Here is a 20,677-nt window from a genome sequence, read left to right on the forward strand (position 1 = left end):
TGTCGGCACGTCAAGGAGTTTTTCCATGCGCCGCCTGCCCTGGGTGGGCCTGCCCACCGACAGTACCGTGCTCGGCCATCACCGCTTCGCGGTGGCCGGCGAGAAGTACGTGCGCGCGCTGGCCGAGTCCGCCGAAGTGACCCCGGTGGTACTGCCGAGCCTGCAGCCTCCTTTGCCGGCTGGCGACTGGCTGCAGGGGCTTGATGGCCTGCTGTTGACCGGCGCGGTCAGCAACATCGAACCGCAGCACTACGAGGGCGGTCGCAGCTGGCCGGGCAATCCGCATGACCCGGCCCGTGATGCCAATGCGTTCGCGTTGCTGCGTGAGGCTTTGGCGCAGGATCTTCCGGTACTGGCGATCTGCCGCGGCTTCCAGGAACTGAACGTCGCGCTGGGTGGCAGCCTGCATCCGCAGGTGCATGCGGTGCCGGGCCTGTCCGATCATCGCGAAGACCCGCAGGCGCCGGTGGAGGTGCAGTACGGACCGGCCCACGCGGTTACCCTGGTTGCCGATGGCTGGCTGGCGCAGTGGCACGCCAGTGACCGGGCGCAGGTCAATTCGGTGCACGGGCAGGGCATTGCCCGCCTCGCGCAGGGTCTGCAGGTCGAGGCCGTGGCTGATGATGGACTGGTCGAGGCGGCGCGCAGCCTGCACCATCGTTTCGTGCTCGGCGTACAGTGGCACCCGGAGTGGCGTGTCATGCAGGCGCCGTTCTATCACGCTATTTTCCGTGCGTTCGGCCAAGCTTGCCGGCAGCACCAACAGAACCGACTGGATTCCCGATGAGTTCCCGAACGCGCCCGCGCAAGACGGCCACGCCCCCCGCACCGCAGGAAAGCAGCCTGCTGCGCTGGCTGAAGGAACGGCGCATCACCGAGGTCGAGTGCTTGGTGCCGGACATCACCGGCAACGCGCGCGGCAAGATCATTCCCGCCGACAAGTTCTCGCACGACTACGGTACGCGGCTGCCCGAAGGCATCTTCGCCACCACCGTCACCGGCGAGTTCCCTGATGACTACTACGAGCTGACCTCGCCGTCGGACTCGGACATGATGCTGCGCCCCGATCCGGACACGGTGCGCATGGTGCCGTGGGCGGCCGATGCCACCGCGCAGGTCATCCACGATTGCTACACCAAGAACGGTGAGCCCCACGAACTGGCACCGCGCAATGTGCTGCGCCGGGTGCTGGCAGCCTACGCCGAGCTGGGCCTGCGCCCGGTGGTGGCGCCGGAGCTGGAGTTCTTCCTGGTGCAGAAGAACACCGACCCGGACTTCCCACTGCTGCCACCGGCCGGCCGCTCCGGGCGCCCGGAAACCGCGCGGCAGTCGTACTCGATCGACGCGGTCAACGAATTCGACCCGATCCTCGACCTGATGTACGACTACGCCGACGCGATGAAGCTGGACGTGGACACGCTGATCCACGAATCCGGCGCAGCGCAGCTGGAGGTGAACTTCACCCACGCCGATGCGATGGACCTGGCCGACCAGGTGTTCCTGTTCAAGCGCACCATGCGCGAGGCAGCGATGCGCCACGGGGTGTATGCCACCTTCCTGGCCAAGCCGATGGAGAACGAGCCGGGCAGCGCCATGCACATCCACCAGAGCCTGGTGCGGGTGAGCGATGGCAGCAATGTGTTCGCCGGCGAGACCCATGCCGAAGGCGAGTTCAGCCCGGTGTTCGGCCACTACCTGGGCGGCCTGCAGAAGTACGTGCCGCAGGCAATGGCGTTCTTCGCGCCGAATGTGAATTCCTATCGGCGACTGGTGTTCGGCGAGGTCTCGCCGAGCAACGTGCACTGGGGCTATGACAACCGCACCTGCGGGCTGCGCGTGCCGCTGGACACGCCTGAGAACATGCGCGTGGAAAGCCGCTTCGCCGGCTCCGACGCCAACCCCTACCTGGCGATGGCCGCGACCCTGGCCTGCGGCCTGCTGGGCATCCGTGAGCGGCTGGCACCGGATGCACCGGTGACCGGCAGTGCCAAGGAACTGGGCTACAACCTGCCGCGCTCGCTGGGCGAGGCGCTGGACGGGCTGGAGCAGTGCAGCGAGCTGCAGGCGCTGCTGGGCGAGCGCTTCTGCCGCGCCTACATCTCGGTCAAGCGCAAGGAATACGAGACCTTCTTCCGCGTCATCAGCTCGTGGGAGCGCGAGTTCCTGCTGCTGAACGTCTGAGCATCTGGAATAGAAAAATCCGCCGCCGGGGGGTAGGCTGGCACCCGTTGCCGGCCCCGCCGGCCCCCCTTTCCGCATTCTGGAGCACCCGATGAAGCTGCGTATCCTCACGCTCGGCCTGGCCTCCGCCATGCTCGCCGCCTGCAGCGGTGGCAACGGCGGCGCGCAGGACAGCCAGGTCCTGAACGTCTACAACTACAGCGATTACATCGCCGAGGACACCATCCCGACCTTCGAGAAGGAGAGCGGCATCAAGGTGACCTACGATGTGTTCGACAGTGATGAGATGGTCGAGACCAAGCTGCTGGCCGGCAACAGTGGCTACGACGTGGTGGTGCCGACGCTGAACTTCTTCGGCCGCCAGATCCAGGCCGGCGTGTTCCTGCCGCTGGACAAGAGCAAGATCCCGAACCTGGCCAACCTCGATCCGGCGGTGATGAAGCGCATCGCCACCCAGGACCCGGGCAACCAGTACGGCGTGCCGTACATGATCGGCACCACCGGCATCGGCTACAACGTGGACATGCTGAAGCAGCGCTTCGGCGGCAGCACCGATATCGCCAACAGCTGGGATCTGGTGTTCAAGCCGGAGAACATCAGCAAGATGAAGGACTGCGGCGTGACCATCCTGGACACGCCGGCGGACATGATTCCGATCGCGCTGCATTACCTGGGCCTGGACCCGCACAGCGGTGACCCGGCCGAGCTGCAGAAGGCGGCCGACCTGCTGAAGTCGATCCGCCCGTACGTGCAGAATTTCCACTCCTCGCAGTACGTGGGTTCGCTGGCCAACGGTGGAACCTGCCTGGTGGTCGGCTGGTCGGGTGACATCATCCAGGCCCGCGACCGCGCCGAGGAAGCCAGCAACGGCGTGCACGTGGCCTATTCGATCCCGAAGGAAGGCGCCCCGCAGTGGTTCGACATGCTGGCGATCCCGAAGGATGCCAAGCACCCGGAAGCCGCGTACGCGTTCATCAACTATCTGCTGCAGCCGAAGGTTGCCGCGGCCAACACCAACTTCATCCACTACGCCAACCCGGTGCCGACTGCGACCCCGCTGGTGGATGAGGCGATCCGTACCGACCCGACCATCTACCCGCCGGCCGATGTGGCCGAGAAAATGTTCACGTACTCGATCAACACGCCGGAGACCGACAAGCTCTACACCCGGTTGTGGACCGAGGTGAAGACCGGCCGTTAAGCCGGTCTGGCGCCGCCGGGTCATGCCCGGCGGCTCCCTTACCCTGCGCCGAAGCCTGTACTCCCGCTTCGGCCAAGGTGCCGCAGGATGGCCGGCAGCAGGTCGCGTGCATCGCGGCCGCCGTTGCACAGGAATGACGAACTCATCCGCTGCAGGTTGTGCATGCCGATGAAGAACAACCCCGGCTGCGGTGAAACACCGAACTCGCCGAGCGGATAGCCGTGTGCATCCAGCGCGCCCTGCACGTCGAGCCAGGGCCATTCGGCGACGAAACCGGTGGCCAGCACCACCGAGCGGATGCCTGCGGCCTGCAGATCCAGCGCGCATGGCGACGGTTCCGGCTCCCAGTGCAGATAGACCTCTTCGGGAATATAACGGGCATCGTCGGTGCGCGGTTCGGGCCGCGTGGCGTAGTACGCGCTGGCCAGCGAATCGAGATAGGCATACTCGGCCCGAGTGGCCTCGATCGCGGTGCGCAGCTGCGGGCGGACATCGGCAAAGCGGGCGGTGTTTCCACTGATTTCCTGCAACCGGCCCAGCAACCTGATGCCTGCGCGGTGCATCGCCAGCAGGCTGATCGAGCTGCCCCGGCCGCCGCTTCCCTTGCCCGAGATCAGCGGAAACTCCGCGGTGCGGGCCTTGCGCAGCGCATCCGGTTCTCCGGCCAGTACGGCGGCCGCTTCACTCACATGCTGGTGGATGCGCCCGGCCATGTCCCACCAGGTCATCGAGTCCTTGCCGCGCAGCCGGCGGGTGTGCGAGTGACGCTGGGCCAGTGACCAGTACACGCTGCGACCGCTGTCGCGCAGGTCCTGGGCGATCTGCGCGCCGGACTGGCCGCCGCCGATGACCAACACCGCGCCCTCGGGTAGCAGGCCGGGACTGCGGTAGTCGCTGGAGTGCAGCACGGTGAGGCCTGGTGCGGGCGCGAATGGGACCCGGGGCATCCGCGCGCGACGGTATTCACCGGTGGCGACCACCACCGTCTGGGCATGGATCGGCCCCTCGCTGCTGTCGATGGCATAGCCACCGGACTCGGGCCCGACCCGGTGGACCACGCACCCCTCGCTGATCGGCAGGGAACGCTCGTGGGCATACTCGCGGAGTTGCCGGATCACCTCCGGGGCGCCCATGAAGCCTTCCGGGTCATCGCCGGCATAGGCATGACCGTGCAGGGCCATCGTCGCGTTGGCGGTGTTGGTCTGGAACGACTCCCAGCGCCGTTGCCAGCTGGCGCCCACGGTTTCGGCCTCCAGCACGCGATGCTCGACGCCGGCCTCCTGCAGGAGCGCGCTGAGCGACAACCCGGCCTGGCCGGCGCCGATGATGACCAGTGGCAGCCTTGCAGGCAGGGAGCCCGGCAGGCGGGGCGGGAAGGGGGAGGGGGAGGGGGAGGGGCTGTCCGGGGGAATCACCAGTGTGGGTCCATGCAAGGCCTTGATCCGAGGCATTGCGCGGGGAATGTCCTTGGCTTTCAACGGATCCCGTTCTGAAAAATGTTGCAGATCGGGCTGCTGCCCGTGGTGTCTGGTCGGGACGGCCGCCCGGGCGTCGAAGAGAGCCCGGGCCTTCCGGCGGACAGGCCAGCATGGCGGGGGAAAACCGACACCCCTCGAGGCCCCGAGGCCGGCCAGCGGCCGCTTCCACCTGCTCCCGTCATATCCCCTGCAGCCCCCGGCCGTTAGAATGGCGGCCGCTGTCCACCGCCCGCTCCCGGAGCCCCCATGCCCGTTGAAGCCCAGCCGGTAGCCGCCGTCGTCGACACGACCGGTGCGCCCGGCTATCTCTCCATTCGTGACCTGCGCAAGGAATTCGACGGTTTCGTCGCCGTCGACGACGTCAATCTGGACGTGCGCAAAGGCGAGATCTTTGCCCTGCTCGGTGGCTCCGGCAGTGGCAAATCGACTCTGCTGCGCTGCCTGGGCGGCTTCGAGACGCCCACCAAGGGCAGCATCACCCTCGATGGCCAGCGCCTGGACGCGCTGCCGCCGTACCAGCGGCCGGTCAACATGATGTTCCAGTCCTACGCCCTGTTCCCGCACATGACGGTCGAGCAGAACATCGCCTTCGGCCTGAAACAGGATGGCCTGGGCAAGGACGCGATCAGCAAGCGCGTCGGCGAGATGCTCGACCTGGTGCAGATGGGCCACCTGGGCAAGCGCAAGCCGCACCAGCTCTCCGGCGGCCAGCAGCAGCGCGTGGCGCTGGCGCGGTCGCTGGCCAAGGGGCCGAAGCTGCTGCTGCTGGACGAGCCGATGGGCGCGCTGGACAAGAAGCTGCGCTCGCAGATGCAGCTGGAACTGGTCAGCATCATCGAATCGTCGGGGGTGACCTGCGTGATGGTCACCCACGACCAGGAAGAAGCGATGACCATGGCCACCCGCATCGCGGTGATGGATGCCGGCTGGATCCAGCAGGTCGGCAAGCCGGACGAGGTCTACGAGCAGCCGGCCAACCGCTTTGTCGCCGAGTTCATCGGTTCGGTCAACCTGTTCGACGGGGTGATCGACGAGGACCTGCCCGAGTACGTCACCGTGCGCTCGCCGCTGTTCCCGGCGCCGATCTACATCGCCCATGGCATCACCGGCTATGAAGGGCAGCCGGTCGCGTTCGCGCTGCGCCCGGAGAAGGTGATGATCGGCAAGGACGAGCCGGAAGGGCACACCAACAAGGCCCAGGGTGTGATCGAGGACATCGCCTACTTCGGCAGCCATTCGGTCTACCACGTGCGCCTGCCCAGCGGTGCCAAGGTGCTGGCCAACTTCGCCAACTCGCAGCGCTGGGCCAGCGATGGCCTGACCTGGGGCGACAGTGTGTGGGTGCACTGGCGCGACAACGACGGCGTGGTGCTGACCTCATGAGCACGGCCGGCCTGAAGCGCTGGCTGCCGGGGCTGCGTGCCACGGTGATCGGCATTCCGTACCTGTGGCTGCTGCTGTTCTTCGCAGTGCCGTTCCTGATCGTGCTGATGATCAGCTTCTCGCTCAGCCGGGTCGGCTCGCCGCCGTATACCTGGCTGCTGCAGTACGTGGATGGCGGCTTCTCGCTGAAGCTGAACCTGGAAAACTACCTGGCGCTGTTCCGCGATTCGATCTATGCGCAGGCCTTCCTGAGCTCGATCAAGATCGCGGCGATCTCCACCTTCCTGACCCTGCTGATCGGCTACCCGATGGCCTATGCCATCGCCCGCCTGTCACCGGCCGCACGCAACGTGGCGATGATGCTGGTGGTGCTGCCGTCGTGGACCTCGTTCCTGATCCGCGTGTACGCGTGGAAGGCGATCCTGGACCGCAACGGCCTGCTCGACCAGTTCCTGCAGTTCACCGGCCTGCAGTCGCTGATGACCAGCCTCGGCCTGCCCAAGCTGCAGCTGATCGATACGCCGACTGCCGCCTACATCGGCATCGTCTACTGCTACCTGCCGTTCATGGTGCTGCCGTTGTACGCCAACCTGGTCAAGCATGACCACCGGCTGCTGGAAGCGGCCTACGACCTGGGTGCCAAGCCGTGGCAGGCGTTCCTGCGCATCACCCTGCCGTTGTCGAAGGCGGGCATCATCGCCGGCTGCATGCTGGTGATGATTCCGGCGATCGGTGAATTCGTGATCCCGGAAATGCTGGGTGGCTCGGAGACGCTGATGGTGGGCCGCCAGCTGTGGAACGAGTTCTTCAACAACCGCAACTGGCCGGGCGCCTCGGCGATGGCGGTGGCGATGATCCTGCTGCTGCTGGTGCCGATCCTGCTGTTCAACCGTTCCCAGCAGCGCCTGCTGGAAGGGAAGCAGGCATGAGCCCGCGTAGCGCCAAGGGCCTGGGGCTGGGCGTGCTGCTGCTCGGCTTCGCCTTCCTGTACCTGCCGATCCTGCTGTTGATGTTCTATTCGTTCAACAGCTCGCGGCTGGCGATGGTCTGGGCCGGGTTCTCCACCCGCGCCTACAGCGATCTGTTCGCCGACCGCGCGCTGATGGATGCGATGTGGACCAGCCTGGTGGTCGCGTTCTGGACCGCCTGCACGGCCACCGTGCTGGGCACGCTGGCGGCGATGGTGATGACCCGCTTCAAGCGCTTCCGCGGCAAGCCGCTGTTTGGCGCGCTGGTCACCGCACCGCTGGTGATGCCGGATGTGATCCTCGGCTTCTCGCTGATGGCGCTGCTGGCTTCGATGGGTGCGATTCCCGGGTTCCCGGCGCGTGGCTTGACCACCATCTGGATCGCGCACGTCACCTTCACACTGTGCTTCGTCACCGTGGTGGTGTCCTCGCGCCTGCAGGAGATGGACCTGTCGCTGGAAGAAGCCGCGATGGACCTGGGCGCGAGCCGGCTGACCGTGTTCGGCCGCATCACCCTGCCGATCATCGCGCCGGCGCTGGTGGCAGGCTGGCTGCTGGCGTTCACCCTGTCGCTGGATGATGTGGTGGTGGCCAGCTTCGTCGCCACGCCGGGCTCGACCACGCTGCCGATGAAGGTGTTCGCTTCGGTGCGCATGGGCATCAGCCCGAAGATCAACGCACTGGCCACGCTGCTGGTGTCGGCGGTGTCGATCGCCGCGGTGATCGGCTGGTACATCAATGCGCGTGCGGAGAAGCGGCGCCAGCGCGATCTGCAGCTGGCGCGGCAGGACAACGGCTGAGCACACGGCCTGTCGACAGCGCCGGCAACACCCGGCTCACGGACAGCGGCGCACAATGGGGGTCTTCCAGATGGAGATCCCCCATGACTGTCGAGATCATCAACCCGGCCACCGGCCAGGTGACCTACCGCCATGAACTGATGGGTGCAGCCGACATCGAGCAGCGCCTGCAGGCCGCTGCCGATGCCTTCCCCGGCTGGGCTGATCACTCGCTGCAGGACCGCGGCGCCATCCTTCGCCAGATTGCCGCGCAGCTGCGCGCCCGTCGCGATGACCTGCAGCAGGCGATGACCCACGAGATGGGCAAGCTCAAGGCTGAGGCGCTGGCCGAGGTCGACAAGTGCGCGGCCGCCTGCGAGTACTACGCCGACCACGCGGCCGACTACCTGAAGCCGCAGCTGATCGACACCGAAGCCCAGCGCAGCTATGTGCGCTACGAGCCGATCGGCTGCGTGTTCGCGGTGATGCCGTGGAATTTCCCGATCTGGCAGGTGTTCCGTTTTTTGGCCCCGGCGTTCATGGCTGGCAACGTGGCCGTGCTCAAGCACGCCAGCAACGTGCCGCAGTGCGCCGACCTGATCCTGGCGGTGTGCCGTGACGGCGGCCTGCCCGATGGCGTGTTCGATGTACTGCACATCGACAACGACCAGGCCGCCGAGGTGCTGCGCGACGCACGGGTGAAGGCGGTGACGCTGACCGGCAGCGAGCGGGCAGGGCGCTCGATCGCTTCCAATGCCGGCAGCCAGCTGAAGAAGTCGGTGATGGAGCTCGGCGGCAGCGATGCCTTCGTGGTGCTCGACGATGCCGACCTCGACAAGACCGTGGCCGCGGCAGTGAAGTCACGTTTCGACAACAGCGGGCAGACCTGCATCGCGGCCAAGCGCTTCATCGTGGTCGATGCGGTGGCCGATGAATTCACCCGCCGCTTTGTCGAAGCGGCGGGTGAGCGCCAGTATGGCGACCCTGACGAGCGCAGTACCACGCTGGCGCCGATGGCGCGTGCCGACCTGCGCGACGAACTGCACAAGCAGGTGCAGGCCAGCGTGGCCAAGGGCGCGCGGGTGCTGGTGGGTGGTGAGCCGATTGCGGGCACGCACGCCGGCTATCCGGCCACCGTGCTCGACCAGGTCGGCCCTGGCATGCCGGCGTATGACGAGGAATTGTTCGGCCCGGTAGCTGCGGTGATCCGTGTCGCTGACGAGGCCGAGGCACTGCGCGTGGCCAACGACACCCGCTTCGGCCTGGGCGGCAGCGTGTGGACGCGCGACCCGGTGCGCGGTGAACGTTTCGCCCAGCGCATGGAATGCGGTGCGGCGTTCGTCAACGCCATCGTCAAGAGCGACGCGCGGTTGCCGTTCGGTGGCAGCAAGCAGTCCGGTTTCGGTCGCGAACTGGCCGACCATGGCATCCATGAGTTCATGAACATCAAGACTGTCTACGTGGCTTGATGGATCATCCAATGCGCCACGACCAACGGTCGTGGCCTACCGGTCTGGCGGGTATCGACCGTTGGTCGATATGTCCCCGGTTTTGTGGGTATCGACCGTTGGTCGATACGCTCTACAGCCACTTGGCGCGCTTGAACAGCCGGTACAGCCCCACGCACACGCCGCCCACGCCAACGATCATCAGCGGGTAGGACCACGGTTCGCTCAGCTCGGGCATGTGGCTGAAGTTCATGCCGTACCAGCTGGTGATCAGCGTCGGCGCCGCCAGCAGCGCCGCCCATGCACCCAGCCGCTTGACCGTCTCGCCCTGCGCCAGCGTCACCAGCGACAGGTTCACGCTCAGTGCGGTGCCCAGCATCTCGCGAAGGGTGTCGATCACATCGCTGATGCGTACCGCGTGGTCGTGCACGTCGCGGATGTACAGCTTCACCTCGTCGGGGATCAGTTCGCCCTGATAGCGACGCAGCTGTGCCAGCACGTCCTGCAGCGGCGCCACCGCCATGCGCATCTTGTTCAGTTCGCGCTTGAGCTCGTACAGCCGCACCACGGTGCTGCGCTTGTAGGTGTCGGCGAAGATGTCCTTTTCGAGCAGGTCCAGGGTGTCGCGGAAGCGGTGCACGATGGGCAGGTAGTTGTCGACCACGAAGTCGGTCACCGCATACAGGCAGTACGACGGGCCCATTTTCAGCAGCTGGGGCTCGCGCTCGACCCGCGCGCGTACCGGGGCGTAGGACAGCGAAGCGCCATGGCGCACCGTCACCAGAAAGCGTGGGCCGAGGAAGGCGTGGGTTTCGCCGTACTGGATGCGCTCGTCGACCATCTGCGCGGTCGTCACCACCACGAACATCGAATTGCCGTAGGTCTCGACCTTGGGCCGCTGGTGCGCATTGCGCGCATCCTCGATGGCCAGGTCGTGCAGGCAGAACTCTTCCTGCAGTTTCAACAGCACATCGTCATTGGGGTCGTACAGGCCGACCCAGACGAAGCCATTGCCACCGGCAATGACATCGCTGATGGCGTCCAGGGTGATGTCGTGGCGTTTGCCCTCGTCATCGTAGTGGACGCAGTTGATGACGCAGGCGGGGTTGGCCGAGGCGGGCGCGGCAGCGGAGGCGGGCAATGACATGCCCGCCATCGTGCGTCAGGGCTGTGTTTTGGACAAGTGAGGAGTACGCCCCAGCACCCATGCCAGCGCGGCGTGGACGGGCAGCAGCAGCACGATCCACTGCACGTTGTACTGCGCCTGCAGGCTCAGCCAGTGCAGTACCAGCGCGGCCACCGCCTGTACCGCCAGCAGCCACAGTACGATCCTGAACATGCGGCCCGGCACGCGCCGGCGCAGCAGGCTGATCGCCCCAGGCAGCAGCAGCACCGCCAGCGGCGAAAGCAACAGCAGGTTGCGATTGGCCCACGCGGCGTAGTGGATGCTGAAGCCCCACAGGAACACCAGCACGCCGCCGAACAGGGCACACAGCAGCCAGAACGGCAGCGCCAGCCCGGCCAGCAGGCGCGGACGGCGGCGCAGCGCCAGCACGCCGCCGGCCACGATCAGCCCGAGCAGCAGCCACGGCCACCAGCGGCGCGCGAATTCCTTCGGCTCCGGATCGATACGGTGCGGCAGCAGTTCCTGTTCGGACTGCACCAGCGGACGGCCATCGCTGTTACGTGCCTGGCGCAGCGCATCGGCCAGGCGCATCGGTACGAAGGCTTCCTGCCAGCGCGACAGCGGCTGGTCGGCGAACGGCCCCAGGCCTACATCGAAGCCCAGCCACATCCAGGGTGCCGGCGAGGCCAGGCGCACCGATTCACTGCGGTAGGTGTTGCCGCGCGAGCGCCCCGACAGCTGCGACTGCAGGCCGCCGCCGAGTGCCTTGTCCACCGTGTCGCGCACCATCGTGGCGCAGTTGGCGGTGTAGTAGTCGTAGTGGTAACGCGCGTTTTCCGGCTTGGCCCGTTCGGCCAGATCGGCAGCGAGCGCACGTGCCTGGTCGGGGCGCAGGTCCAGCCACTGCACGCTGGCGCCACGGCCGGTCTCGTCGTAGTAGGACAGATCCTGCTGCAGCGGTAGCGCCACCAGGTAATACATCATGTCGCCGCGTGCGAAGCGGCTGATGAAATCGTCCTCGGACGGGTCGAAGTAGCCGAAGTTGTACGAGGTCGCCTCACCGCTGACTGGATCAAGCACCACGATGGCGTCATGGCCGAAGCGTTCGAAGAACACCGTGCCCGGCTGCATGGTGACCACGCCGATGCGCGGGGCGGGGGCTTCAGTACTGGCGGGCGCTGTAGCGGCAGGCGGGGCCGCCGCCGGCTGCGCGAACGCGGCCAGCGGCAGGGCCATGGCCAGCACGCACAGTGCCAGCCACAGCTTCAGGATCAGGCCGCGGCGCTTCAAGCGTCGTCCTGCGCGTCCGGCGGCAGCACGGTCACGTGGAAGGCCTGCACCCGGCGCGCATCGGCGCGGGCCACGCGGAACATGAAACGGTCCAGCGCCAGTTCGTCACCGACTTCCGGCAGATGGCCCACGGCCTCGGTGACCAGGCCGCCGATGGTGTCGTAGTCCTCGTCGGAGAAGGTGGCACCGAAGCGTTCGTTGAAGTCGCCGATCGGGGTCAGCGCGTCGACCACGTACTGGCCGTCGGACTGGATCGCGATCTGCGCCGAGGGATCTTCAGCTTCGTCATGCTCGTCGTCGATCTCGCCGACGATCTGTTCCAGCACGTCCTCGATGGTGACGAGGCCGGCGACACCGCCGTACTCGTCCACCACGATGGCCATGTGGTTGCGCGACAGGCGGAATTCCTTCAGCAGCACGTTGAGCTTCTTCGCCTCCGGGATCAGCACCGCCGGGCGCAGCAGCTCGCGCACGTTGGCCGGGCCGTTGTCGGCAACCACGCCGCGCAGGAGGTCCTTGGCCAGCAGGATGCCAAGGATGTCGTCCTTGTTCTCGCCGTGCACCGGGAAGCGCGAATGGCCGGATTCGACCACCTGCTTCATCAGTTCCAGGAAGGGCGCTTCGACCGGCAGCGAGACCATCTGCGAGCGCGAAATCATCACGTCGCCCACGGTCAGCTCGGCGACCGAAATGGCGCCTTCCATCATCTTCAGGGTATCGGCGGCGATCAGACCCTCTTCCTGCGCGGTGTGCAGGACAGCGACCAGCTCGTCGCGGGTATGGGGTTCGCCGGAGAAGGCGGAGGTCAGGCGTTCAAGCCAGCCGCGCTTCTTTTCACTGTGCTCCGCAGGGGAGCTACTACTGTCGTCTTCTGACATCTCTGGAAAAAAGGCACCCGGCAGGCCGGGCGTTGGCCCAAGTCTAGCAGGATGTGACGGCCTGTCAGTGACTGCCGGTGGCCGGGGCAGGGGCGGCCGGGGCCGGCTCCTCCTCGGGCAGGTCCAGGCTGTAGGTGCAGCCGGCCAGGGTCTTGCCCGGGTGGGAGGCCACGGTGGAGACGCTGAGGATGATCGACTCGATCTGGGCCTCGCCGGTCTTCGGGTCGGTCACGTCGCGGCTGACCAGCTCGCGGCCGGCCATGAACTTGCCATCCTGGTCGTAGCCGGTCTCCAGCGCCAGGCGCTTGGCCAGCGGGCGTGGGTCGGCTTGGTCGAGCACCGCCATGATGCTGGCGCCGGCCACGGCCACCCGCTCGGTGCTCATGCCGAACACGCTGATCGGCTGGGCCAGGCGGAACTCACTCATGAACTGGTTGCCCTGTGGCAGCGGCTGCAGGCCCTGGGCCACGGCCTTCAGCGGGTCGGCCAGCAACGGCGCCAGCGCGGCCTGATCGGCCACGCCCTGGCGGCATTCGATCAGCGCCGGCAGGTCCAGGCTGGAAGCGAAGGCGGATGGGACCGCAAGGGCACACAGCAAAGGCAGGCAGCAGCGCAGTGACACGGGCGGTTTCCGCAGGCGAAGGGCCGCCATCATAGCTCCGGTGAGCGCCTGAACAGCCCGGTGAGAAGGCGCAGGAATCCGGTCATCGCCCGTCGCGCGACCATCAGTGAGAGGGTCAGCACGACCGCAAGCATGGCGATCTGCATCGATTGCCCCGCGATGCGCGCCACTGCCGGCCACAGGCCCGGGCTGGTCAGCCAGGGCATCAGTTCCGATGCGGCTGTCCTGGCCACTTTCATGTAGATCACGGCCAGCACGAACAGCACCAGCAACGAGGTGCGGCTGGCATGGAAGAACGGGAGTGCGTTGACCGGCCTGCCAAGCCGCTGCTGCAGCAGCGTTCGCCACAGCACCGGCAGGGTCAGGGCACCGACCAGCATCAGCACCATCGACGTTTCCCACAGCCCGGGCAGGTGGGCGGGTTCCGCTCTACCCGTGAGGTGGGGGCCGATCATGCCGGTCGCCAGCCCAGCCAGCAGGCACAAAGGCGAGAGCAGGGCCAGGCTGCCCAGCAGCCAATGCCTGCCGGCGGGTTCACGAGCGCTGAGGCGGCGCACGGTGTGCGCGCCCAGCATCAGCAGGCCGGCGAACAGGCCCGCGCTCATCGCAAACGTCGTGAAGCTGTTTCCCGGAGTCATCCTTGATCCCCTTGTAGTCGTGGCGACGGGCGGTGGCCCGCTCAGCGCTCGCCCGCGTACGGGTCGTCGATGCCCAGCTCGGCCAGGATCTCGCGTTCCAGCTGCTCCATCGCCTCGGCTTCCTTGTCGTCCTCGTGGTCCCAGCCGAGCAGGTGCAGTACGCCGTGCACGGTCAGGTGCGCGTAGTGGGCGTTGAGCGCCTTGCCCTGTTCGTCGGCCTCGCGTGCCACCACCGGTGCACAGATCACCAGGTCACCCAGCAGCGGGAACTTGACGCCCTTGGGCAGGCCTTCGGGTACTTCGGCCGGGAAGCTGAGCACATTGGTCGCGTAGTCCTTGCCGCGGTAATGGCGGTTCAGCGACTGCCCTTCCTTGGCATCGACCACGCGGATGGCCAGGTCGGCCTCGCGGATGCGGCCCTTCAGCGCGGCAGCCACCCATTTGCGGAAACTCACCGCCGACGGCAGGCCGGCACGCGGGAGGGCATAGCTGACGGCGACGTCCAGTCGCACGGGACCACGGGTCATGGAGTCGCTCCAGGTTGGATCTGATGCAGGTCGCGGCGGTCGTAGGCGCTGACGATGCGTGCGACCAGCGGGTGGCGGACCACGTCACGGGATTCGAAGAAGGTGAAGCTCACGCCCTCGACCTCACGCAGCACGTCGATGGCGTCGCGCAGGCCGGACTTCACATGCTTGGGCAGGTCGGTCTGGGTCAGGTCACCGGTGACCACCGCAGTGGAGCCGTAACCCAGGCGGGTCAGGAACATCTTCATCTGCTCGATGGTGGTGTTCTGTGCTTCGTCCAGGATCACGAACGCATCGTTGAGCGTGCGGCCGCGCATGTAGGCCAGCGGTGCGATCTCGATGACGTTCTTCTCCAGCAGCTTGACCACCTTCTCCACGCCCATCATCTCGTACAGGGCGTCGTACAGCGGTCGCAGGTAGGGATCGACCTTCTGGCTCAGGTCGCCGGGCAGGAAGCCCAGCTTCTCGCCGGCCTCCACCGCCGGGCGCACCAGGATCAAGCGCTGCACCCGCGATTCGTTCAGTGCTTCGACCGCGCTGGCCACGGCCAGGAAGGTCTTGCCGGTACCGGCCGGACCGATGCCGAAGTTGATGTCATGCGTGGCGATCTGGTGCAGGTAGCGGCCCTGGTTGGCACCGCGACCGCGCACCGTACCGCGCTTGACCTTGATCGCCACCTCCTGCGCTTCGTAGGAGCGTTCGGCGATCTGCTCGACGTTGGCCTGCGCCAGGCGCAGGTGGATGGCGTGGTTGTCGAAGGTGGTTTCGCCGGCTTCGGCGTACAGCGCTTCAACCAGTTTCTGCGCCTCGACGATGGCTTCGTTCGGCCCGCTGATGCGGAACACGAAGCCACGATTTGCGATCTCCACGCCGAGCTTCAGCTCGATCTGGCGCAGGTGCCCGTCGAAGGGGCCGCACAGGTTGGCCAGTCGCTCGTTGTCTTCCGGCGACAGGGTGAAGTCTCGATGATCGATGCTTTTCATTGCTTGGGGTGGGGCCGACGCCTTCCACCGCAGTGTATTCAGGGAGGACAAGGGTAGCGCGCGTGCGGGGCACACGGCCAGCAGACGGTCGATACAGCGTTTTCCACACCCGGTGTGGACGGGGCACGCGGAAACCTGTGGATAGACCTCTGCGATGCTTGTGCCACAAGGACCATGAGGTCCTGGTGAAAAAGCGTCATGGCCGTTCGTCGCTGCGGCAGCACTGCCACGGGTGGCCTGTACGGGGTCATTCATCGTGATGGCAGTGCAGGTTTCGTTGCCGGGCGAGCAACAAAGCCACGTCCCTGCGGATTTCCACAGCGGTTGTGGAATGATGCCGAATCAACCTGTGGATAGGTGGTGCGGAGCCTTGCGGCAAAAGGCTTGCCCACGTGTGGTGAAAAAACCGTCAGGGCTGATCGGAATCATTGAGGGTGCACGGGGCACATGGCACCGTGTCGCCGTCGCAGGAGGGGATGGCATGGGCATGGGCATCGGCAACGGGATGCGTGGAATCGGACTGGCGGGCATCGGCCTGCTGGCGGGGTGTGGGCAGTCAACGCCGACTGCACTGGGCACGCTGGAATGGGACCGGATCACGGTGCCGGCGCCGGCGGCCGAAGTCATCGCCACGGTGGAGGTGCGCGAGGGACAGCAGGTCAAGGCCGGGGCCGTGCTGATGCGCCTGGACCCGGCGCGGGGAGACGCGCAGTTCGCCACGGCTCAGGCTGATGCGGCGCGTGCGCAGGCCCAGCTGGAAGAACTGCAGATCGGTCCACGCCAGGAGCAGATCGCGCAGGCCCAGGCGCAACTGGCCGCGTTGCGCGCACAGGCTGCCGAAGCAACTGCCTATTACCGACGTGTCCAGCCGTTGGCACGGCAGCGCCTGATTGCCGCCGCTGAACTGGATCGTGCACGCGCCGCTGCCGGCAATGCCGAGGCCAGCGCGCGTGCTGCCGAGCAGGCCTGGCTGGAGCGGGTGCACGGCAGCCGTGTGCAGGATATCGCCCAGGGCCAGGCGGCCGCGGATGCCGCACAGGCACAGCAGGTGGTGCAGGGCGTCAACCTGCAGAAGCTGCAGCTGCGCGCACCGCGCGACGGCGTGGTCGATGCCTTGCCTTACCGGCAGGGGGACCAGGCGCCGGTCGGCGCGCCGCTGGCGGTGATGCTGGTCGGCGAGCGCCCCTATGCACGCGTCTACCTGCCGCAACCGCTGCGCCTGCAGGTCAAGGTCGGACAGGCCGCGCAGATACAGCTGGAGGGAGGCAGCACGGTGCTGACGGGGCACGTGCGTGCGATCCGCAGTGAGCCGTCGTTCACGCCGTACTACGCACTGACCGGTGATGACGTCGAGCGCCTGAGCTATCTGGCCGAGATCGAAGTGGACGGGAACAGCGACATGCAGAAGCTGCCAGCGGGCCTTCCGGTACAGGTGCGCTTCTGAACACCGGTGCGGACATCGCGGTGCACGCGCAGGGCCTGACCCGCCGCTTCGGCGATCTGCTGGCCGTGGACAATGTCGACCTGACCGTGCCGCGTGGCCAGGTCTATGGCTTCCTGGGGCCGAACGGGTCGGGCAAGTCGACCACCATCCGCATGCTGTGCGGCCTGCTGGAACCGAGTGCCGGGCAGATCGAGGTGCTGGGCCTGGCGGTTCCCGAGCAGGCCGAAGCACTGCGCCGGCGCATCGGCTACATGACCCAGCGCTTCTCGTTGTATGAAGATCTTTCGGTACGCGAGAACCTGGAATTCCTCGCCGCCATCCAGGATCTGCCACGCGCGCAGGCCCGGCAGCGGGTCGACGAACTGCTGCAGCAGTATCGTCTTCTGGACAGGCAGCCGCAGCTGGCCGGCACCCTCAGTGGTGGCCAGAAGCAGCGCTTGGCGCTGGCCGGCGCCGTCGTGCATGCGCCCGAGCTGTTGTTCCTGGACGAGCCGACCAGCGCAGTCGATCCGGAATCGCGCCGCGATTTCTGGGAGGCCCTGTTCGAACTGGCCGATGCGGGCACCACCGTGCTGGTCTCGACCCACTACATGGACGAGGCCGAGCGCTGCCACCGCCTGGCGATCCTTGATCGTGGCGCGCTGGTGGCCGACGGCACGCCGGCCGAACTGTGCGCACGGCTGGAAGGGCGCACGCTGCAGGTCACCGCGTCGCAGCCGCGCCTGGCCAGCCGCGCACTGGCCGATCTGCCCGGCGTGCTCAGCGTGGCGCAGATCGGCACCCATCTGCGCGTGCTGTGCAATGAGGGAGCGGCGGACATCGCAGTGCTGGGCCGTGCGCTGGCCAGTGCTGACCCGCAGGCCAGCATCGAGAAGGTGGCACCGAACCTGGAAGACGTGTTCGTGGCCGCCACCCGTGGTCGTGGCCGGGAGCCGGCGGAATGAACCTGCGCAGGCTGTGGGCGATCATGCTCAAGGAACTGCGGCAGCTACGGCGCGACCGCATCACGCTGGCGATGATCGTCGGCATTCCGGTGATGCAGCTGCTGCTGTTCGGCTATGCGATCAATCTCAGCCTGCGTCACCTCGACGCCGGTGTCGCCGATCAGGCCAACAGTGCCGCCTCGCGCGCGCTGGTGCAGGACATGGTCGCCACCGGCGTGATCACGCCGCGCAGCGAGGCGTACACGCCTGACCAGCTGATGCAGGCGCTGCGCCGTGGCGAGATCAGTGTCGGCATCGTGGTGCCGGCCGACTTCGAGCGTCGCCGCTTCGACGGTCGCGAAGCAGTGCAGGTGCTGGTCGATGGCAGCGACACCGTGGTGCAGAGCGCAGCGATCCAGCTGGCGCAGGTGCCGCTGGACACGCGTCCGACCAGCAACACGCGTCCCCTGCGCGAAGGCAGCATCTCCAGTGGTCCTATCAGCGTGACCAGCTTCTACAACCCGCAGCGGCGCTCGGCGGTGAACATCGTGCCGGGCCTGATCGGGGTGATCCTGACCATGACCCTGGTGATGTTCACGGCCGTGGCGGTGGTGCGCGAACGCGAGCGCGGCAACATGGAGCTGCTGATCGCCACGCCGGTGTCGCGCAGCGAACTGATGGTGGGCAAGGTGCTGCCTTATGCAGCGATTGGCCTGCTGCAGACCACGCTGGTGCTGGTGCTGGGCACCTGGCTGTTCCAGGTGCCGATCCGCGGCAGCCTGCTGGACATCTACCTGGCCGCAGTACTGCTGGTGCTGGCCAACCTCGCACTGGGCCTGCTGATTTCCACGCGCGCGCGCTCGCAGTTCCAGGCGATGCAGATGACGTTGTTCCTGTTCCTGCCGTCGATCCTGCTGTCGGGCTTCATGTTCCCGTTTGCGGGCATGCCGCGGCCGGTGCAATGGCTGGCGGAAGTGCTGCCGCTGACCCACTTCCTGCGGCTGGTGCGCGGCATCATGCTGCGCGGCGCCTCGCTGTGGGAGCTGTGGCACGACGCGCTGGCGCTGCTGGCCTTCATCGTGGTGATGATGACGCTGGCGATCCTGCGCTTCCGCAAGCGATTGGATTGAGGCCTGTCATTCGGTAGTGCCGGCCGCTGGCCGGCATCATTTCCGGTGGGTGCCGACCGTTGGTCGGCACACCCAGACCTTACTCCGCCACCACCCGCGCGCGCAGCGAATTGGTCAGCGCTTCGGTGATCACCACATCCACGAACTGGCCGATCAGCCGTGCCGGCGCCGGGAAGTTCACCGAGCGCATGTTCTCGGTCTTGCCGGTCAGCTCGTTCGGATTCTTGCGCGACGGACCTTCCACCAGCACGGTCTGCACCGTGCCCACCATCTTCTGGGAGATACTGGCCGCGTGCGCATTGATGCGCTCCTGCAGGCGCGACAGGCGCGCGTGCTTTTCGGCATCGCTGATCGTGTCCTCCAGGTCGGCCGCTGGCGTGCCCGGGCGGCGCGAATAGATGAAGGAGAAGCTGTGGTCGAAGCCGATGTCTTCGATCAGCTTCATGGTCTTCTCGAAATCGGCGTCGGTCTCGCCGGGGAAGCCGACGATGAAGTCCGAGCTGATCGAGATGTCCGGGCGCACCGCGCGCAGCTTGCGGATCTTCGACTTGAATTCCAGTGCGGTGTAGCCGCGCTTCATCGCCGACAGCACGCGGTCGCTGCCGGCCTGCACCGGCAGGTGCAGGAAGTTGGCCAGCTGCGGTACGTCGCGGAACGCGTCGACCAGCGAATCGCTGAACTCCAGCGGATGCGAGGTGGTGAAGCGGATGCGGCCGACGCCATCGATCTCGGCGATGGTGCGGATCAGCAGGCCCAGGTCGGCGAACTCACCATCGCCATACGGGCCACGGTAGGCGTTGACGTTCTGGCCGAGCAGGTTGATCTCGCGCACGCCCTGCGCGGCCAGCTGGGCCACTTCCACCACCACGTCCTCGAACGGGCGGCTGACCTCCGTGCCGCGGGTGTAGGGCACCACGCAGAACGAGCAGTACTTCGAGCAGCCTTCCATGATCGACACGAACGCCGAGGCGCCATCGGCACGCGGCTCCGGCAGGCGGTCGAACTTCTCGATCTCGGGGAAGCTGATGTCCACCTGCGGGCGCTTCTGTTCGCGCCGCGCGCGGATCAGTTCCGGCAGGCGGTGCAGGGTCTGCGGTCCGAACACCAGGTCGACGAACGGCGCGCGCTTGATGATCGCTTCGCCTTCCTGCGAGGCGACGCAGCCGCCGACGCCGATGATGACCTCACGGCCCTTGTTCTTCAGGCCCTTCCACACGCCCAGCTGGCTGAATACCTTCTCCTGCGCCTTCTCGCGGATGGAGCAGGTGTTGACCAGGATGACGTCAGCGTCGTCCGGGGTATCGGTCAGTTCCAGGCCATCGCTGGCGGCAAGCACGTCGGCCATCTTGGCCGAGTCGTACTCGTTCATCTGGCAACCGTGGGTCTTGATGTACAGCTTGCCCTTGACCTGGTCGGGCTTGCGCGGACCAGCGGGCAGGGCAACGAGCGGGGTACCGCCCGGCGTGGCGGGCGGAAAGACGTCTGGCGTCCCGGTCATGGCGCTTAATCCATTCGGGTGGCGGGAAAGCGGGCAATTCTACCCGCATCCCGCGCCAGCCGCCGCGTTCATGCGGCCAAGCCCAAGCCCGGCGTGGTCATCACTGTAGAGCCGAGCCCACGCTCGGCTGCCTTGTGCAAGGCGGAGGAGCAGCCGAGCGTGGGCTCGGCTCTACAAGGG

The 20,677-nt window shown here is 66.7% G+C and carries 19 protein-coding genes; 10 read left to right on the top strand and 9 right to left on the bottom strand.

Annotation, left to right across the window (positions count from 1 at the left end; translation table 11 throughout):
- Positions 1-25 precede the first annotated feature (25 nt).
- The 3 genes from GOC52_RS07015 to GOC52_RS07025 all read left to right on the top strand — a co-directional run bounded on the left by GOC52_RS07015 (position 26) and on the right by GOC52_RS07025 (position 3,382).
- A complete protein-coding gene (locus GOC52_RS07015; RefSeq protein ID WP_191851002.1) occupies positions 26-787 on the top strand; it encodes a gamma-glutamyl-gamma-aminobutyrate hydrolase family protein in 762 nt (253 codons plus the stop codon).
- Complete coding sequence (locus tag GOC52_RS07020; RefSeq protein ID WP_019337139.1) at positions 784-2,181, top strand: glutamine synthetase family protein; 1,398 nt, start codon at positions 784-786, stop codon at positions 2,179-2,181. The genes GOC52_RS07015 and GOC52_RS07020 overlap by 4 nt, the downstream gene beginning before the upstream one ends.
- A gap of 91 nt (positions 2,182-2,272) precedes the next feature.
- On the top strand, positions 2,273-3,382 hold the full coding sequence (locus GOC52_RS07025) for a polyamine ABC transporter substrate-binding protein (protein WP_010486170.1): 1,110 nt from the start codon (positions 2,273-2,275) through the stop codon (positions 3,380-3,382).
- Between the two features lie 38 nt (positions 3,383-3,420).
- Here the strand turns inward: GOC52_RS07025 and GOC52_RS07030 are convergent, their stop codons facing one another.
- Positions 3,421-4,833 (bottom strand): NAD(P)-binding domain-containing protein, encoded by a 1,413-nt coding sequence (locus GOC52_RS07030; RefSeq protein ID WP_191851004.1) that lies wholly within the window; start codon positions 4,831-4,833, stop codon positions 3,421-3,423.
- 273 nt (positions 4,834-5,106) lie between these two features.
- Between GOC52_RS07030 and GOC52_RS07035 the strand changes: the two genes are divergently transcribed.
- The 4 genes from GOC52_RS07035 (at position 5,107) to GOC52_RS07050 (ending at position 9,459) form a co-directional block, all read left to right on the top strand.
- Positions 5,107-6,243, top strand: coding sequence for an ABC transporter ATP-binding protein (locus GOC52_RS07035; protein WP_010486163.1), 1,137 nt, complete (start codon positions 5,107-5,109; stop codon positions 6,241-6,243).
- Positions 6,240-7,172 carry an ABC transporter permease subunit gene (locus tag GOC52_RS07040; RefSeq protein ID WP_049431291.1) on the top strand — a complete coding sequence of 311 codons (933 nt, stop codon included), beginning with the start codon at positions 6,240-6,242 and terminating at the stop codon, positions 7,170-7,172. Before GOC52_RS07035 ends, GOC52_RS07040 begins: the two co-directional genes overlap by 4 nt.
- On the top strand, positions 7,169-8,011 hold the full coding sequence (locus tag GOC52_RS07045; RefSeq protein WP_008267688.1) for an ABC transporter permease subunit: 843 nt from the start codon (positions 7,169-7,171) through the stop codon (positions 8,009-8,011). The genes GOC52_RS07040 and GOC52_RS07045 overlap by 4 nt, the downstream gene beginning before the upstream one ends.
- Before the next feature lie 83 nt (positions 8,012-8,094).
- On the top strand, positions 8,095-9,459 hold the full coding sequence (locus tag GOC52_RS07050; protein WP_099560219.1) for an NAD-dependent succinate-semialdehyde dehydrogenase: 1,365 nt from the start codon (positions 8,095-8,097) through the stop codon (positions 9,457-9,459).
- 112 nt (positions 9,460-9,571) lie between these two features.
- Here GOC52_RS07050 and GOC52_RS07055 read toward each other — a convergent pair whose 3' ends face one another.
- From GOC52_RS07055 to GOC52_RS07085, 7 genes are all read right to left on the bottom strand, one after another.
- Positions 9,572-10,594 carry a magnesium and cobalt transport protein CorA gene (locus GOC52_RS07055; protein WP_019337144.1) on the bottom strand — a complete coding sequence of 341 codons (1,023 nt, stop codon included), beginning with the start codon at positions 10,592-10,594 and terminating at the stop codon, positions 9,572-9,574.
- 6 nt (positions 10,595-10,600) lie between these two features.
- Positions 10,601-11,854, bottom strand: coding sequence for a lipoprotein N-acyltransferase Lnb domain-containing protein (locus GOC52_RS07060; RefSeq protein ID WP_126559777.1), 1,254 nt, complete (start codon positions 11,852-11,854; stop codon positions 10,601-10,603).
- Positions 11,851-12,732, bottom strand: coding sequence for an HlyC/CorC family transporter (locus GOC52_RS07065; RefSeq protein ID WP_005408827.1), 882 nt, complete (start codon positions 12,730-12,732; stop codon positions 11,851-11,853). Before GOC52_RS07065 ends, GOC52_RS07060 begins: the two co-directional genes overlap by 4 nt.
- Before the next feature lie 64 nt (positions 12,733-12,796).
- Positions 12,797-13,384, bottom strand: a complete 588-nt coding sequence (locus GOC52_RS07070; protein WP_043400435.1) for a hypothetical protein — start codon at positions 13,382-13,384, stop codon at positions 12,797-12,799.
- Positions 13,384-13,992, bottom strand: coding sequence for a hypothetical protein (locus tag GOC52_RS07075; protein ID WP_191851005.1), 609 nt, complete (start codon positions 13,990-13,992; stop codon positions 13,384-13,386). Before GOC52_RS07075 ends, GOC52_RS07070 begins: the two co-directional genes overlap by 1 nt.
- Before the next feature lie 41 nt (positions 13,993-14,033).
- Positions 14,034-14,519 (bottom strand): rRNA maturation RNase YbeY, encoded by a 486-nt coding sequence (gene ybeY, locus GOC52_RS07080; RefSeq protein WP_071305463.1) that lies wholly within the window; start codon positions 14,517-14,519, stop codon positions 14,034-14,036.
- A complete protein-coding gene (locus GOC52_RS07085; RefSeq protein WP_019337148.1) occupies positions 14,516-15,502 on the bottom strand; it encodes a PhoH family protein in 987 nt (328 codons plus the stop codon). Before GOC52_RS07085 ends, ybeY begins: the two co-directional genes overlap by 4 nt.
- A gap of 487 nt (positions 15,503-15,989) precedes the next feature.
- Between GOC52_RS07085 and GOC52_RS07090 the strand changes: the two genes are divergently transcribed.
- Genes GOC52_RS07090 through GOC52_RS07100 form a run of 3 tightly spaced genes read left to right on the top strand, consistent with a single transcriptional unit; the run spans position 15,990 to position 18,999 of the window.
- Entirely contained in the window at positions 15,990-16,946 is a 957-nt protein-coding gene (locus GOC52_RS07090) for an HlyD family secretion protein (RefSeq protein ID WP_143993891.1), read from the top strand.
- A gap of 20 nt (positions 16,947-16,966) precedes the next feature.
- On the top strand, positions 16,967-17,890 hold the full coding sequence (locus tag GOC52_RS07095) for an ABC transporter ATP-binding protein (RefSeq protein ID WP_010486131.1): 924 nt from the start codon (positions 16,967-16,969) through the stop codon (positions 17,888-17,890).
- Positions 17,887-18,999, top strand: a complete 1,113-nt coding sequence (locus tag GOC52_RS07100) for an ABC transporter permease (RefSeq protein WP_010486130.1) — start codon at positions 17,887-17,889, stop codon at positions 18,997-18,999. The genes GOC52_RS07095 and GOC52_RS07100 overlap by 4 nt, the downstream gene beginning before the upstream one ends.
- A gap of 79 nt (positions 19,000-19,078) precedes the next feature.
- Here GOC52_RS07100 and miaB read toward each other — a convergent pair whose 3' ends face one another.
- Positions 19,079-20,497 (bottom strand): tRNA (N6-isopentenyl adenosine(37)-C2)-methylthiotransferase MiaB, encoded by a 1,419-nt coding sequence (gene miaB, locus GOC52_RS07105; RefSeq protein WP_010486129.1) that lies wholly within the window; start codon positions 20,495-20,497, stop codon positions 19,079-19,081.
- Positions 20,498-20,677 lie beyond the last annotated feature (180 nt).

The sequence above is a fragment of the Stenotrophomonas sp. SXG-1 genome, assembly GCF_014083965.1.
In the GTDB taxonomy this organism is placed as follows: Bacteria; Pseudomonadota; Gammaproteobacteria; order Xanthomonadales; family Xanthomonadaceae; genus Stenotrophomonas; species Stenotrophomonas geniculata.